The sequence below is a fragment of the Bacillus cereus group sp. BfR-BA-01360 genome, assembly GCF_022663595.1.
Classification (GTDB): domain Bacteria; phylum Bacillota; class Bacilli; order Bacillales; family Bacillaceae_G; genus Bacillus_A; species Bacillus_A cytotoxicus.
On record NZ_JAKUFV010000002.1, the window covers coordinates 120,482 to 137,330 of the forward strand.

Below are 16,849 nucleotides of genomic sequence, written 5' to 3' on the forward strand. Positions count from 1 at the left end.
TAATGGGAAAAAGTCACAATTCTTGATTGAACATGCAGTTTGAGATATCCTGTCTATACTATGAATAAGATGAACTTAATAAATGAGTGGATATATGCGGGACACAATCGTAAAGGAGCTGATGATATGAATGATGTTATTATAAAAGTAGATTTAACAAATCCTAAATCAAGTCGTCTTATTGCGTTTATTCATGCGTATAAAGTTACATTGCTAGAAGAAGCATTTTGCCCAAATAAGATCGAATTATTTTCTAATGAAGTTGCAATTTTATCCGCCATCAAAACAGCTCATATTACGAAAGTTTTTATAAGGGAAGGATTAGAAGCATTTTTCTATGACACAGGTGTATTGCTCGTGAAGCAAAATCATAAGAGAAATACTAATGAATCCATTACATTACATTTTGATCAAATTCGGAAGATACAAAATGAAATGGAAAAACTGAGAAGCATGTAAAATGAAGATTTTATGTTATATATTAAAAAAGATTTCTTTTGAGAAATGTAGCGGCAAATATACATACAAGCTTTATTGGGAACAAAAATTTTAAAATGGACAGTTAGATACGGTATAAATGAATGTGAAAACTGAGAAAGATTATAAGAGAAAAGGAATAGTAGGTGTAGAGTAACAAGGCGTTACTCTTTTTTTATTTTTAATGTGTACGAGTAAGTGAAATAAAATGATAGAAAGTATACAAAATCTTCATGTTTAGAGGGATGAAGAAATTCCTACTGATTCATACCTATTTCAAGTCGTTTTACTTATATACATGTTGTAAGGTAGTACAAAACTTAGGTATTGGAACAATCCATCTATAAAATTTTGAATAGAATATTAAGAAAGGAGAAGAAGGATGGAAAAACATATAGTTGATCTTTCTAAATGGAATGGTGATATTAACTGGGATGTAGCCGCTCCTCAAATTGCTCTTGCCATATGTCGGGTACAATACGGGTCAAGAACAGCAGATGAGCAGTATAAAAATTATGTCGCAAATTTAGAGAAGCGTGGTGTACCTCATGGTGCTTATGCGTATGGCTGTTTTGTTTCTGTCCAAGATGCCATTGTAGAAGCAAAGGACTTTATGGCTCGAACAAGTCCAAATGCGAAGTTCCTCGTATTAGATGTAGAAGACGATACACTTAAAAGTTGTGGCCCAGATCAGTTGGCTGCTGCTTCACAAGCCTTTATTCAGACGTGTAAAGCAGCGGGGTGGAAAGTTGGGTTCTATGTAAGTCACCATATGTATAATAAGTATGGACTAAGTGGAGTGAAGGCAGACTTCCTTTGGTTGCCGCGTTACGGCGGAAATAAGCCTGCATATGAGTGTGATATATGGCAATACACAGAGACAGGAGATGTCCCTGGAATTGGGAAATGTGATTTGAATTATTTAATAGGAAATAAAAATTTATCATGGTTTGTAGGAGGAGGAGTTTCATTGGCGGATGATGGAAGAAGAAGAATTAAAACAGGCGGGTTAGGTATAGGAGCTATTAAAGAAGTTTCTGACATTTTAGTAGAACGAAATATAAAAGCGTCCATTATTTTTGAAGGAAAGAATGGTAATCCGTACGTATTAACGGAGAAAATGAGCAATCCAGAAATGGACAAATTCACTGCTTGGTTAGATGAAAGAGGATGGTATTATGAATACCTTTCTTAAGTAAGAAACAGAGCGTTATAAGACGTAACGCTCCTTTTTTATGCACAATCATATTAAATTCTCGTGTGAAGATAAGATTGTTTGTGAACGATTTCTGGAGCGTCAAAAAATTCATAGATGATGGATTATAACCTGCAGCGACTCAGTTTTTGGGGGATTACTGGATATAAAGTCGCGTTTGTTCAGCTCCCTTCTTTAAATATATTTAAATATCAGATAGAGAAAAAATGCTATTTTGTAGCATTCTAATACATAGATGATATATATTAAGTATGAATATTAGTTGTTCTACTTGCTTTTTCATAAGTTCACACGAAGTTCATATTGTTGTGCTATTTTTATGTCACCTTTGCTTTGCGAGTATGTTTTCATTTGGAGATGTTGGATTAATGTAAAAAATGTATATGATTTTATGCGGGGGTCTTACTGGAATCACTTGAAATGTAATCTCTTATATTTTATGTTCAAAAAATGAACAATTGTAACAGAGGGATTGAAAAATTCAAAAAGCATTTTGCTATTGGTATAAGCTATCATAGGAGTTTGTTATACTTTTAGATTGCTTTTTGATAAAATTATTATTTTGAAGAGGATAGTATGTTTATCCCGCTATTTTAGGGCAGTAAGACTCCCATCTCAAGATTCAGAGAGAAGCAAGGAGATTAACTGCCCGTAACAGCCCGATTGGTGAGGGCTCATAATCAGTGGGGGATGAAGCACCCACTGATTAAAGTTTCACTTTATCAATGCAAGCAATGTTTGAATTTTGTTTTCAAGTAAATCAATGAGAGAATTGAAAGGCAGGAGAAAGAAACATGTCAGAAAATTATCGTTCTCGAGAAGAGCGAAGACAAATTCAAAAGAAAAAGCAACCAGCTGTGAAAAAAAGAAAGGGAACAGAAAAAGGAAAAGAAAAAGCGTCGTTTTTTCGCAAATTTTTAATTGGTTGTTTAATATTTGGAATTGTAGCGCTTGTAGGAGGAGTCACTACCTTTTTCATTATGATAAAGGATGCCCCTAAATTAGAAAAATCAAAGCTCGTTAATCCGTTATCAGCAAAAATTTATGATAAAGATAAAAAGTTGATATATGAATACGGAAAAGAAAAACGAACAAATGTAACGTACGATCAAATACCAAAGTTAGTTGAAAATGCATTTTTGGCTACGGAAGATGCACGGTTTTATGAACATAGTGGGGTTGACTTTAAAGGGATAGCACGTGCTGTTTTAGTCAGTTTAAAGGGAGATTATGGTTCGCAAGGTGGAAGTACGATTACGCAACAAGTAATTAAGAATTATTTTTTATCTATGGATAAAACACCGAAGCGGAAAGCGCAAGAGATATATTTAGCGTATAAGTTAGAACAGCAATATTCCAAACATGAAATTTTAGAGATGTATTTAAACAAAATTAACCTAGGAAATCGTTCATACGGCATCGCAACAGCAGCAGAAAATTATTATGGTAAGGAATTGAAAGAATTAACATTACCAGAAGTGGCAATGCTTGCAGGGTTACCAAAAGCACCGAACAATTATGACCCAACAAAACCACAAAATGTGGAGAGGGCAACAGAGAGAAGAAATGTTGTGCTTCGTCTTATGAATCGACATGGTTACATTTCTAAAGAGCAAATGGAAGAAGCAGCAAAAGTGCCAGTAACAAAAGGACTACGTCCAGCTAAACAAATTGCAGAAATGCCGTATCCTGCATTTATAGATGCAGTAGTAAAAGAAGTAGAACAAGAATTGCCAGATGCAAATATTGGCTCAGATGGTTTATCTATTTATACAACGTTAGATCCGAAGGCACAAGATTTTGCAGACAAATTGTTAAATGAAAATATTATTGCTTATCCAAATGATCAATTCCAAAGTGCGTTCACGTTTATGGATACAAAAACAGGAGAAATTCGTGCTATAGGCAGTGGTCGCGGTGAAAATAAAGCTACATTTAAAGGGAAGAATATGGCTATTGAATTAGATCGCTCTGTAGGTTCAACTATGAAACCGATTTTTGATTACGGTCCAGCAATAGAATATTTAAAATGGCCAACATATCATCAAGTAGATGACTCGCCATATAAGTATTCAACAGGCCAACAAGTGCAAAATGCGGATCGATCTTATAAAGGTTCGATGACAATGCGTGATGCATTGAAACTATCTCGAAACATACCAGCGATTAAAACAGCGAAGGAAGTTGGTTTACGAAAAGCACAAGGGTTTGCAGAAAGTTTAGGAATTCCATTTAATAAAGCGGCAGTAGAATCAACGGCGATTGGTAGTAACGAAGCCTCACCAACAGAATTAGCTGGAGCATACGCCGCATTCGGTAATGGTGGGAAATATATAAAACCACACTTTGTAAAAGAAGTTGTTTATCCAGACGGAAAATCGACAAGTTTTGAACCAAAAGCAAAAACGGTTATGGAAGATTATACTGCATATATGATTACCGATATGTTACGTTCAGTTGTTCAATCAGGTACAGGTACAGCAGCAAATGTAAGTTCTTTAGATGTTGCAGGTAAGACGGGAACAACAAATTATTCAGCTGAAGACGTAGCAAAATATCATTTACCATCAAGTGCTGCACGTGACAGTTGGTTTGCTGGTTATACCCCAGAATATACAATGGCAGTATGGACTGGCTATATGCAAAATAGCAAAGAAAATTATATTAGCAGTAAGAATACAAAGATTGCTCAGCTTATTTTTAAAGAAATGATGAGTGAATTTGGCTCCAGTAAGGCGAAATTTAAAAAGCCGAGCAGCGTTATTCAAGAGGGCAGTGAATTGCGAGTAAAAGGTGCAAAATCTGATTCTTCTCCAAATCCGAGCAAGTCAAGCTCAAATGATCAAAAGCAAAACGATGATCAAGAGAAACAGCAAGAGCAGCAGAAACTAGAGGAAGAGAAAAAGCAACAAGAGCAACAGAAGTTAGAAGAAGAGAAAAAACAGCAAGAACAACAAAATGAAGAGAATAAGAAAAATGAACAAAAACAAGAAGATGACGCTAATAAGCAAAACGGAAATAATCAAGGAAATCAAACGCCACCAAACAGTGGAAACGGAAATAATCAAGGAAATCAAACGCCGCCAAATAGCGGACATGGAAACAATCAAGGAAATCAAACGCCGCCAAATAGCGGAAACGGAAATAATCAAGGGAATCAAACGCCGCCAAATAGCGGAAATGGAAATAGTCAAGAGAATACACCATCAAGTAGTGGTGGAAGTCAAGGAGAAACGACAACTAGCTCAAATGGTGGGCAGTGAGTGTAAACTTTCTTAAAGATTGCAGCATGTCATAATGAATAAAAAAAACCTATAATTGCGATATAAATTTAAAGTGGCCCAATAAAGTGAGACAAGGATCAAACACCTCCACTGTCGTATGTAGATATAACGACCAGTTGGAGGTGTTTTATTCCTGTCTCACATCAGTGGTCCAGTTCAATTCGCATGATAGGGGTTTTTTATGTTGAATTTTAATTTTTAAACATAATGATTAGAAAATAGAGTATAGCCTTATCTAAATCATCATATATTGAATGTTCCATGAAAATTTTGGAAATATATAGAGGGGAAATGATAGAAAATTTGAAACGGATAATGATAACCTGAACTACTAGTTGAATGATTGTCATGCTGCCAAAAAGAAGGAGTTGCTCCCCAAGGAGATTGATAATGCTGCCATGTGGTAGGAAGGGCTACGCCAACATCAGAAGTGCCGGCATGTATTGATGCGACATGTGTAGAAGGGGACATGGGAGCTGCTACTGTAATTCTTGCGGGAAAGGTATACATAAGTGATCACTCCTAAATTGTAGGATATAACAGTATATTCTTATATGAATAAGAAAGGTGCATGAAGAGTAAAAACTATTAAAGTCATGATGAAGAATGAGAGAAAATAATAACTTTATTAAAAATAAAAAAAATTTATATAAAAATTGTATTTGAACCTTAATAACATAGACGCATTTTAAAACGAGTTACATATTTGTATCACTCGTTTTTTTTGTGCTTATTTCAAGTTAATGTGTTATGTCTGATTTTGTTAAAAAATTATATATTTAGCTTCAACATAAAATAGCATCATTTCATATTTTGTTGTAAAAAGCGTAAATATTATTTTTAAAAAACAATAGTGTTACATCAGAAAAGGTGCAGGAAACTTATCGTTATAAAATAAATTGAAATCTTCTAAAAACTCTGATACATTGGAATGGAAATATAGTTCTCTATCGTTGTAAAGGCTTACAATTATGTGCACGAGGATCTATTAGGATTGGAGGAAATAGTAATGAGAGCTGAAGAAAAATTTTCCCCGGGATTAGACGGTGTAGTTGCAGCCGAGACAAAAATATCGTTTCTTGACACAGTAAAAGGTGAAATCGTAATTCAAGGATATGACTTAATTGAACTATCAAAGACAAAAGAATATTTAGATATTGTGCACCTTTTATTGGAAGAACATTTACCAAGTGCAGATGAAAAACAGGCGCTTGAAAAGAATTTAAAAGAAGAATATGAAATCCCAGATGGTGTATTTCATGTATTAAAAGCATTACCAAAAGAAACGCATCCAATGGATGGATTACGTACAGGGGTATCAGCATTAGCTGGTTATGATCATGATATTGAAAATCGTTCATTGGAAGTAAATAAAAGCCGCGGGTACAAATTATTAAGCAAAGTACCAAATATTGTGGCAAATAGTTATCATATTTTAAATGATAAAGAGCCTATCCAGCCATTGAAAGAATTGTCATATAGTGCGAATTTCTTTTATATGTTAACAGGTAAGAAGCCGACGGAACTTGAAGAAAAGATATTTGACCGCTCTTTAGTTTTATATAGTGAGCACGAAATGCCGAATTCTACATTCACAGCTCGTGTCATCGCATCAACGCAGTCGGATTTATATGGAGCTTTAACGGGTGCTGTGGCATCTTTAAAAGGAAGCTTACATGGCGGTGCAAATGAAGCTGTTATGTACATGTTGTTAGAGGCAGGTACTGTTGAGAAGTTTGAAGAATTACTCCAAAAGAAATTGTATAACAAAGAAAAAATTATGGGATTTGGACATCGCGTCTATATGAAAAAGATGGACCCAAGAGCGCTTATGATGAAAGAGGCTTTAAAACAATTATGTGATGTAAAAGGGGATTATACATTATACGAAATGTGTGAAGCTGGAGAGACAATTATGGAGAAGGAAAAAGGAATTTATCCAAACCTGGATTATTATGCAGCTCCAGTGTATTGGATGCTCGGTATTCCGATTCAACTCTATACGCCGATCTTTTTCAGTTCAAGAACGGTGGGATTATGTGCACACGTAATTGAACAGCATGCAAATAATCGATTGTTCCGTCCGCGTGTAAATTATATTGGCGAGCGACATGTGCTTAGCAAATAAAAAACAACTGGGGAGTTGTTAAGGTCGCCCGCCAGATGGGTGTTTGACCGACACCCATCCTTAATAATAACGAAATTTCGACAGAAAGGGAAGGATAGCATGATTAAAACAAATGAAATTAAACAAAAAGATGCAATTTTAGAAGAGATTACGGACTATGTATTAAATAAAGAGGTAACAAGTGTAGAAGCATTCAGCACCGCACGTTATGTGCTACTTGATACACTTGGATGCGGTATCTTAGCATTACAATATCCAGAGTGTACGAAATTACTTGGACCGGTTGTACCAGGAACGATTGTACCAAATGGCACACGTGTACCAGGGACATCTTATGTATTAGATCCAGTAAAAGGTGCATTTAATATTGGATGCATGATTCGGTGGTTAGATTATAACGATACATGGCTTGCAGCAGAATGGGGACATCCATCAGATAATTTAGGAGGCATTTTAGCTGTTGCAGATTATATGAGTCGCGTTCGCATTTCGGAAGGAAAAGAACCTTTAAAAGTAAAAGATATACTGGAAATGATGATTAAAGCTCATGAGATTCAAGGTGTCCTTGCATTAGAAAATAGCTTAAATCGCGTCGGTCTAGATCATGTCTTATATGTAAAAGTGGCAACAACGGCCGTTGTTACGAAAATGCTTGGCGGTACACGCGAGGAAATCTTTAACGCACTTTCTCATGCATGGATTGATAATTCTAGCCTTCGTACATATCGTCACGCTCCAAATACAGGTTCTCGTAAGTCTTGGGCAGCTGGGGATGCAACGAGTCGCGGTGTTCACCTTGCTCTTACTGCATTAAAAGGAGAGATGGGATATCCAACAGCATTATCTGCACCAGGATGGGGATTCCAAGATGTACTATTTAATAAACAAGAGTTAAAACTAGCAAGACCGTTAGATTCTTATGTCATGGAAAATGTATTATTTAAAGTATCCTATCCAGCAGAATTTCATGCGCAAACTGCAGCTGAATGTGCAGTGAAATTACATCCAGAAGTGAAGGATCGATTAGATGAAATTGATCGTATTACGATTACGACACATGAGTCAGCAATTCGCATTATTGATAAAGAAGGACCATTAAATAACCCAGCTGATCGCGATCATTGCTTGCAATATATTACTGCAATTGGCTTATTAAAAGGGGATATCGTTGCGGATGATTATGAGGATGAAGCAGCTTCTAATCCTCGTGTAGATGAATTACGAAATAAGATGGTTGTTGTAGAAAATAAACAATATAGTTTGGATTACCTTGATCCGAACAAGCGCTCAATCGCCAATGCTGTACAAGTTCATTTTAAAGATGGTACAGCGACAGAAAATGTTGAATGTGAATATCCACTAGGACACCGTTTCCGTCGTGATGAAGCGATTCCAAAGATTATACAGAAGTTTTCTGCCAATATCGCTGGTCATTACTCTAATAAGCAACAAGAAAAAATACATGAAGTATGTTTGAATGAAGAAAAATTAAAAAATATGAATGTAAATGAATTTGTAGATCTTTTCTTAATATAGGGGGAATAAGGATGGCTTGGGTTGTGAACAAACAATCAACACAAGAAGAGCTTGCGAATCGATTCCGGGCTTTAGTAGAAGCGCCTGAAATTTTACAAATTCCTGGTGCACATGACGCAATGGCTGCTCTCGTAGCAAAAGAAACCGGTTTTTCTGCACTTTATTTATCGGGAGCTGCTTATACAGCAAGCAAAGGATTGCCAGACTTGGGGATCGTGACATCTACGGAAGTAGCTGAAAGAGCAAGAGATCTTGTTAGAGCGACAGATTTACCTCTTCTTGTTGATATTGATACAGGATTTGGCGGTGTGCTCAATGTAGCGCGTACGGCTGTAGAGATGGTAGAAGCAAATGTTGCTGCTGTTCAAATTGAAGATCAACAACTGCCGAAAAAATGTGGACATTTAAATGGGAAAAAACTTGTTACAACTGAAGAGTTGATACAAAAAATTAAGGTAATTAAAGAAGTAGCACCATCACTTGTTATCGTAGCACGTACGGATGCTCGAGCTGTAGAAGGATTGGATGCAGCAATTGAAAGAGCGATTGCTTATGTCGAAGCAGGAGCAGATGCTATTTTTCCAGAAGCACTTCAATCGGAAGAAGAATTTCGGTTATTTAACAGTAAAGTGAACGTTCCGTTACTTGCAAATATGACTGAATTTGGGAAAACGCCGTATTATAGTGCAGAAGAATTTGCTAATATGGGATTCCAAATGGTCATTTATCCCGTTACATCACTTCGCGTCGCAGCAAAAGCATATGAGCGTATATTTACACTTATTAAAGAAACAGGCTCGCAAAAAGAAGGACTATCAAATATGCAGACAAGAAGTGAACTATATGAAACAATTTCATATCATGCTTTTGAAGAATTAGATAACGGAATTGCGAAGACCATTTTATCTGAAGATCAATAACAAAAAAGAAAAGGCGATGATAATACATCTTTGGCAAACACAACTGCTTGATGTGGAAGCTCATCGCCTTTTATTGTTGAAGAACATTTACAGAAACTATATCAAATTGTTTAGACCGTTTTACATTTTCTATTCATTGTTATCATGTTGCACAGCGTTTTTAACTTGGCATACTTTTTGCTTGTAAATAAAATGAAGATTGAAATGATAGGAGGATATAGATGGAGAAAACAAAGCTGCAATGGGATGATTTTTTTTCGTTGAATAAGGAAGTTCATACATTCTTTTTTACGCCGGAAGACTTTTCAGGTGACGAAGAATTAATCGCAAAAACGACAGAACAATTTGTAAAACAAGAAATTGCACCGCAAATTGAAAGCATCGAACAACACAATTATGAAATTTCGCGCAGTTTATTTAAAAAAGCTGGTGAGCTGGGACTACTTAGTATAGAAGTTCCTGAAGAATATGGTGGATTTGAACTAGGGAAAGTAGTTTCGGGACTTGTAGCAGAGAAAATGGGATATGCGGGTGCATTTAGCGTTTCTTTTAATATTCATGCAGGAGTAGGAACACTGCCGTATATATATTATGGGACAGTTGAACAAAAGGAAAAATATTTGTCCAAAATTGCATCAGGTGAATGGATTGGTGCATACGCTTTAACGGAACCAAACGCTGGATCAGATGCCTTAAGTGCAAAAACAAGTGCCGTTTTAAATGAAGATGGAACCGAATGGACATTAAATGGTGAAAAGCAATGGATTACAAATGCGCATATGGCAGATGTATACGTTGTTTTTGCGAAAACAAATGAAGGAATGACAGCATTTATTGTCGAAAGAACATGTGAAGGGGTTTCACTTGGAGTAGAGGAAAAAAAGATGGGTATTAAAGGTTCTTCAACAGCAACGCTCATTTTAGAAGATGTAGTGATTCCAGCAAAAAATGTATTGGGTGAAGTTGGAAAGGGACATCATGTAGCTCTTAATATTTTGAATTTTGCGAGATTGAAACTTGCTTTTGGAAACATCGGAACAGCCAAACAAGCAATCGGCTTATCTGTACAATATGGAAAAGAACGTAAACAGTTCCAAACTGAACTCGTTGACTTCACAATGATTCAAGAAAAAATCGCAAATATGACGATTGCTACATATGGTGCGGAAAGTGCAGCTTACCGAACAGCAGGTATAATTGATAAAGCAGTTGATGAGAATGATGACAACATCATGCGAAAAATGTCTCAATTTGCAATAGAGTGTGCACTCAATAAAGTAAATGCTTCAGAAACGCTTGGCTATATCGTCGATGAAGCTGTACAAATTCACGGTGGTTACGGTTATATGCAAGAATATGAAGTGGAGCGCTTATATCGTGATGCTAGAATTAGTCGCATATTTGAAGGGACGAATGAAATTAATCGATTAACAGTTGCGAAAATGTTAATGAAACAGTTAAAAGAAATGGATCATGAAGTACAAGGAGAACGGTTTGAAAACTTAGAAAGAAATCATCGCTATATTTTATTGTCCAAACAATTGTTGAAACAATCTTTGAAAACGTTATCTCAAACTCCTGACATAAAACTGGAACAAGAACAAGAATATTCACGTGTAATCGCAGATATGTTGAAAGATGTTTACGTAATGGAATCAGCATTTTTACGTACGAAAAAAGCAGTAAGTAAAAATAGAGAAGAAAAAGAGCGTGTAAAACAGCTCATAACAGATGTACTTTGTGAAGAAGGATACCGCAAAGTAGAATCAGCTGCAACTATACTTCTTTCTGCAGCAATAACAGAAGAAGAAACAAGGAATTCCATTCTAGACGAAATTCGTCAACAGTCTGTGCCTCTATATACGAATTTATTTCTGAAAAAGAGAGAGATTGCAAAAGCAATTATAAATCGAGGGAAATATGTGGTGTAAGGGCACAATGTAAGAGAGAGTTTATAGTGAAAGTGGATGAAATGGGAGGAAGATTGTTATGAAAAAGATTGGTTTCATCGGTTTAGGGAATATGGGGCTTCCGATGTCTAAAAATTTAGTGAAATCTGACTATATGGTTTATGGTGTCGATTTAAATAAAGATGCCGAGGCTTCCTTTGAAAAAGAAGGCGGAATGATCGGTTTATCCATTGCAAAACTAGCAGAAACGTGCGATTTGGTTTTTACAAGTTTACCATCTTCACGAGCTGTTGAAGCTGTTTATTTTGGAAAAGAAGGCTTAATTGAGAATAGTCATCCAAATATCATACTCATTGATACAAGTACAGTAGCACCGCAACTAAATAAGAAAATAGCAGAATTTGCAAATGAGAACAAAGTAGACTTTTTAGCTGCACCAGTTAGCGGAGGGGTAATTGGCGCGGAGAATCGTACATTAACCTTTATGGTTGGTGGTTCAAAAGAAGTCTATGAAAAAGCGTTGCCTGTAATGAAAGTATTAGGAGCGAATATTTTCCATGTGGGTGAACAAATTGATAGCGGTACAACAGTAAAACTAATTAATAATTTACTAATTGGTTTTTATACGGCAGGGGTTAGTGAAGCTCTGATACTAGCTAAGAAGAATCATGTGGATTTAGATAAAATGTTTGATATTTTAAATGTAAGTTATGGTCAAAGTAGAATTTATGAACGAAATTATAAAAGCTTTATTGCTCCAGAAAATTATGAGCCAGGATTTACTGTCAATCTATTAAAGAAAGATTTAGGATTTGCAGTCGATTTAGCGAAAGAAAGTGAGATTCACTTACCAATAAGTGAAATGCTTCTCGACTTATATGATGAAACCAGTAAAGCTGGTTATGGCGAGAAAGATATGGCTGCTTTATACAAAAAGATCAGTGAACAATTCATTTCAAGCCATAAATAATAAACGAATGATCGTCAATAAAAAATAAAAAGGAGCGAATAAAATGATTACAACAGAAATTAAACGAGTGAAGAATCATATTAACGGTGAATGGGTAGAATCTACAGGTACAGAAGTAGAGGCTGTTCCAAATCCTGCAACAGGAAAAATTATTGCATATGTTCCTCTTTCTCCAAAAGAAGATGTAGAGCGCGCGGTAGAGGCTGCGAAAAATGCGTATGAGACATGGTCAAAAGTACCCGTTCCAAACCGTTCAAGAATGCTATATAAATATCTACAACTTTTGCAAGAAAATAAAGATGAGCTTTCGAAAATTATTACATTAGAAAATGGAAAAACATTGAAAGATGCAAGTGGTGAAGTACAAAGAGGAATTGAAGCAGTAGAACTGGCAACATCAGCTCCAAATTTAATGATGGGACAAGCGCTTCCGAATATTGCAGGTGGTATTGACGGCTCAATTTGGCGCTATCCTCTTGGAGTTGTTGCTGGTATTACTCCATTTAACTTCCCAATGATGATTCCATTATGGATGTTTCCGCTAGCAATTGCTTGTGGGAATACATTCGTATTAAAAACATCTGAGAGAACACCGCTTTTAGCAGAAAGACTTGTAGAATTATTTTATGAAGCTGGTTTTCCGAAGGGTGTATTAAATTTAGTGCAAGGTGGAAAAGAAGTTGTAAATAGTATTCTTGAGAATAAGGAGATTCAAGCTGTTTCCTTTGTCGGATCTGAGCCAGTGGCTCGTTATGTATATGAAACAGGAACAAAATATGGAAAGCGAGTACAAGCGCTTGCAGGTGCAAAAAATCATGCAATTGTTATGCCGGATTGCAACCTTGAAAAGACAGTGCAAGGTGTCATTGGATCAGCGTTTGGAAGTAGTGGAGAGCGGTGCATGGCATGCTCTGTTGTAGCTGTTTTAGATGAAATTGCGGATGAATTTATCGATGCTCTTGTATCCGAAACGCGTAAATTAAAAGTAGGAGACGGCTTCCATGAAGAGAATTATGTAGGGCCATTAATTCGCGAATCTCATAAAGAACGTGTTATCGGTTATATTAATAGCGGTGTAGCAGATGGAGCAAGCTTATTAGTAGATGGCCGTCAAATAAAAGAAGATGTTGAGGGTGGATATTTTGTTGGGGCGACCATTTTTGATGGAGTAAATCAAAATATGAAAATTTGGCAAGATGAAATCTTTGCTCCAGTATTAAGTATTGTTAGAGTAAGAGATTTAGAGGAAGGGATTCAACTAACAAATCAATCTAAATTTGCTAATGGCGCAGTCATTTATACTTCAAGTGGTAAACATGCACAAACATTCCGTGATCATATCGATGCTGGAATGATTGGTGTAAATGTTAACGTTCCAGCACCAATGGCATTCTTTGCCTTTGCAGGAAATAAGGCATCTTTCTATGGCGATCTTGGAACGAATGGAAAAGACGGTGTTCAATTTTATACACGTAAAAAAGTTGTCACAGAGCGCTGGTTTTAATGTGAGAACGGGTAAGTATGTAATATATGGTATGTGAAAAATACAGTATTAACGTTTATTACTATTTCAGTTCTTGCAATTATATGTCTTGTTGGAATCGATTATATGATTTAGAAAAGCAATTAGTAAACCAATCGCATTATTACAAAGAGACATGGGACAAGTTGCTACAGGTAATTTAACAATACGTACTTCTTATACATCAAAGGATGAACAGTCTAAGGAATCTGCCAAAGAAATTAATCATTTGATACAATCGCTCCAACAAGATACGCAACATACAGTTCTCGTTATGAAAAGAGGTACAGAGAAAGCTGTAGAAGGAAAAGAATCTGCTCTTACAGCAGAACGAGCTATGGAGGATATCAATAGAATTACAAGTCAAATTCAAGCAGTGTCTGTTGCAGCAGAGGAAATATCAGCTGCAACAGAAGAAGTAAATGTGTATCCATCTGAAGTTTCTGAAAATTAAACGCAAGTATTTGAAGGAACAGGACAAACGAGACAGTTAATTCAAAAACAAGTAATATCAATCCAAAAATTTCCGCTAATTCTGGTGATATGAAAAAGAAAGTGGAGGATTTAGAAAAAATAGTTGAACAATTTATTATTAAGGATGAAAAATAAGCTATAATATAACAAACTATAACTTTAAAGGTTTACTTGATATGGAAATCCTATTTCCATATGGCGTATTATCAAAAGGGTGAGTTTTATTTGCAACTCACCCTTTTTTTAGTTGCTTTTTTCAAAAGCTAGTTTGATACCAAATCCAATTAGTACAATGCCAGTAAGTCCTTGAACATATTTTTGAGTAGTAGGTTTTTTCATGAAAGTACTGATTTTGTCAATTAAGAAGATATAGAAGCTAAACCAGATTACTGTTAAAACTAGATAAGTAAGCCCCATAATGAAAAGTTGAACAAGTGTATTATAATTCGGATTTAAAAATTGTGGTAAAAAGGTTAAAAAGAAAACAGCGACTTTCGGATTTAAAAGGTTAGTAAGAAAACCTTGACGAAAGCAAGAACTGTTTTTATTTGCATGGTGTATAGAGTGTTCATTTACATCTATATTGTTTTTGTCTTTTAAAGATAAAAGTGCTTTTATACCTAAATAGACGAGGTAAAGGGCACCGCCATATTTAAAAATGGAAAATAAGAAAGCAGATTTTACGATAATTGCAGAAAGTCCAATTACAGCAGCGAGCGTATGAATGAAAAGAGCGATACATGTGCCGAAAACTGTTTTAACGCCTCCTATTTTTCCTGAAGTAAGCGTATTTTTTGTCGCCATTGCGGTGTCAGGTCCAGGTAAAATAATAAGACAAATGGACATAATAATAAACAGAAAATAGTTCTCCATGATCATCTACCTTTCTTTTTTGTATTGTATGAAATTTAGGTTAACAATAGTTTAACATAAAGTGAAACTTTAATCAGTGAAGAGTTTCTTCATCCTCCACTGATTATGAAGCCTCACCAATCGGGCTGTCCTAAAATAGCGAGATAAACGAATAAGAAAAACTGAATTGTCTGAAATAAAGAATAAGAAGCTAGATGCCGGCAGCAAATCTGCCGTTTATCTAGCTTCTTCATCATACATGTAGAAGGTGAAAGAAACGGTTTACATCTTCATCTGAAACATCACTCAATTTTTTATATTTATACTGCGGATTTTGGTCTTTATCGATAACAACGGAACGAACACCTTCAAAGAAATCATCGTGGCGCATGAAATTTTTAGCTAGTATAAGGTCAGTTGCAAAGCATTCTTCTATCGATTTATTTCTTCCTTCACTCAGTTGCTTTAATGTTACTTTTAATGAGAATGGAGACTTTGATAATAATGTTTCTTTTGTTTGTAAAGCAAATGTTCCACCATCTTTTTCTAATGAGTCGATAATTTCTTCAATTGAATGGAAGGAAAAGTGGGTATTGATATTTTCTAATATAGAAGCAAGCGTACTTTCTGCATTAGGTGTACTTGCGAAGGTAAGAATAATTTTCTTTAATGTAGTATGTACATCTTGTATATTCCAATTTATATTTTCGATTTCTGTTAAGAAAGCAGATAAAGATTCGGTTGTCATATAATAATCAGCAGCATTTATATACAATACATCAGCAGCTTTTAAGACGGCAGCTGTTAAAGCAACGTAACGACCAGTGTGTCCCGGTGCTTGATTTAAGAAATAAGCAGCCCCAACATCAGGGAAAAATCCAATATTCATCTCAGGCATTGCCCATTTTGTATGTTCGGTAACAATTCGATATGTTGCTCCATTTGTTAGACCAACGCCACCACCCATGACAATTCCATCTAAACAAGCGATAATTGGTTTAGGATAACGATATATGTAAGTATCTATGTCGTATTCCTCTTCAAAGAATTTTTCGGCATGTTGTAATGCAGCTTCATTTGAACGAGCTTCATATAACGTTTTAATATCACCACCCGCACAAAAACCTTTTGATCCAGCACCTTTTAAGACAATCAATGCAATTTGATTATTTGTTTCCCATTCTTTTAGCTTTTGCCCAATTGATTTTAACATATCATACGATAAGGAGTTAAGTGCTTTGGGACGGTTTAACGTAATGGTTGCGACACCATGATCACCAATGGAAAATAAAACATTTTCAGTCATTTTAAATCCTCCTCTACAAATATTCTCATTTTCTTATTTCTCGATAAAAGCTAAAATATCCTTTATAATTTATTGTACATTGCAAGGAATGTGCCAATTTTGAAAACGCGAAATGAAAGAAAATAAAGTGAAACTTTAATCAATGGGGGTTTTCTTCATCCCCCACCGATTATGAGCCTTCACCAAGCGGGTGCTACGGGCAGCTCTATCTTCCTTGCTTCTGTCTGAATCTTGAGGTGGGAGTCTTACTGCCC

13 protein-coding genes are annotated in these 16,849 nt (G+C 35.7%); 10 read left to right on the plus strand and 3 right to left on the minus strand.

What is annotated here, in order from left to right; genetic code table 11:
- Positions 1-126: 126 nt before the first annotated feature.
- From MR056_RS02440 to MR056_RS02450, 3 genes are all read left to right on the plus strand, one after another.
- Entirely contained in the window at positions 127-459 is a 333-nt protein-coding gene (locus MR056_RS02440) for a hypothetical protein (protein WP_041809706.1), read from the plus strand.
- A 400-nt stretch (positions 460-859) separates the two neighbouring features.
- Entirely contained in the window at positions 860-1,672 is an 813-nt protein-coding gene (locus MR056_RS02445; protein ID WP_012094212.1) for a GH25 family lysozyme, read from the plus strand.
- Between the two features lie 815 nt (positions 1,673-2,487).
- Complete coding sequence (locus MR056_RS02450) at positions 2,488-4,956, plus strand: transglycosylase domain-containing protein (protein WP_087098650.1); 2,469 nt, start codon at positions 2,488-2,490, stop codon at positions 4,954-4,956.
- Between the two features lie 264 nt (positions 4,957-5,220).
- Here MR056_RS02450 and MR056_RS02455 read toward each other — a convergent pair whose 3' ends face one another.
- Positions 5,221-5,487 (minus strand): hypothetical protein, encoded by a 267-nt coding sequence (locus MR056_RS02455; protein WP_087098652.1) that lies wholly within the window; start codon positions 5,485-5,487, stop codon positions 5,221-5,223.
- A 499-nt stretch (positions 5,488-5,986) separates the two neighbouring features.
- Here MR056_RS02455 and mmgD point away from each other — a divergent pair, with 499 nt between their 5' ends.
- The 7 genes from mmgD to MR056_RS02490 all read left to right on the plus strand — a co-directional run bounded on the left by mmgD (position 5,987) and on the right by MR056_RS02490 (position 14,417).
- The gene (gene mmgD, locus MR056_RS02460; RefSeq protein WP_087098654.1) at positions 5,987-7,105 is read left to right on the plus strand and encodes a citrate synthase; all 1,119 of its coding nucleotides are present in this window, start codon (positions 5,987-5,989) and stop codon (positions 7,103-7,105) included.
- A 99-nt stretch (positions 7,106-7,204) separates the two neighbouring features.
- Complete coding sequence (gene prpD, locus MR056_RS02465; protein ID WP_087098656.1) at positions 7,205-8,641, plus strand: 2-methylcitrate dehydratase; 1,437 nt, start codon at positions 7,205-7,207, stop codon at positions 8,639-8,641.
- A gap of 11 nt (positions 8,642-8,652) precedes the next feature.
- On the plus strand, positions 8,653-9,561 hold the full coding sequence (gene prpB / locus MR056_RS02470; protein ID WP_087098658.1) for a methylisocitrate lyase: 909 nt from the start codon (positions 8,653-8,655) through the stop codon (positions 9,559-9,561).
- A 221-nt stretch (positions 9,562-9,782) separates the two neighbouring features.
- Complete coding sequence (locus MR056_RS02475) at positions 9,783-11,492, plus strand: acyl-CoA dehydrogenase family protein (RefSeq protein WP_087098660.1); 1,710 nt, start codon at positions 9,783-9,785, stop codon at positions 11,490-11,492.
- A 52-nt stretch (positions 11,493-11,544) separates the two neighbouring features.
- Complete coding sequence (locus MR056_RS02480) at positions 11,545-12,441, plus strand: NAD(P)-dependent oxidoreductase (RefSeq protein ID WP_308806025.1); 897 nt, start codon at positions 11,545-11,547, stop codon at positions 12,439-12,441.
- 43 nt (positions 12,442-12,484) lie between these two features.
- Entirely contained in the window at positions 12,485-13,945 is a 1,461-nt protein-coding gene (locus MR056_RS02485; protein WP_012094220.1) for a CoA-acylating methylmalonate-semialdehyde dehydrogenase, read from the plus strand.
- 154 nt (positions 13,946-14,099) lie between these two features.
- Complete coding sequence (locus tag MR056_RS02490; RefSeq protein WP_087098662.1) at positions 14,100-14,417, plus strand: hypothetical protein; 318 nt, start codon at positions 14,100-14,102, stop codon at positions 14,415-14,417.
- A 263-nt stretch (positions 14,418-14,680) separates the two neighbouring features.
- On the opposite strand, the gene MR056_RS02495 is transcribed toward MR056_RS02490, so the two are convergent.
- Both MR056_RS02495 and MR056_RS02500 read right to left on the minus strand, forming a co-directional pair.
- A complete protein-coding gene (locus MR056_RS02495; protein ID WP_048723097.1) occupies positions 14,681-15,313 on the minus strand; it encodes a LysE family translocator in 633 nt (210 codons plus the stop codon).
- A 229-nt stretch (positions 15,314-15,542) separates the two neighbouring features.
- Positions 15,543-16,595 (minus strand): enoyl-CoA hydratase/isomerase family protein, encoded by a 1,053-nt coding sequence (locus tag MR056_RS02500; RefSeq protein ID WP_012094223.1) that lies wholly within the window; start codon positions 16,593-16,595, stop codon positions 15,543-15,545.
- Positions 16,596-16,849: the final 254 nt, after the last annotated feature.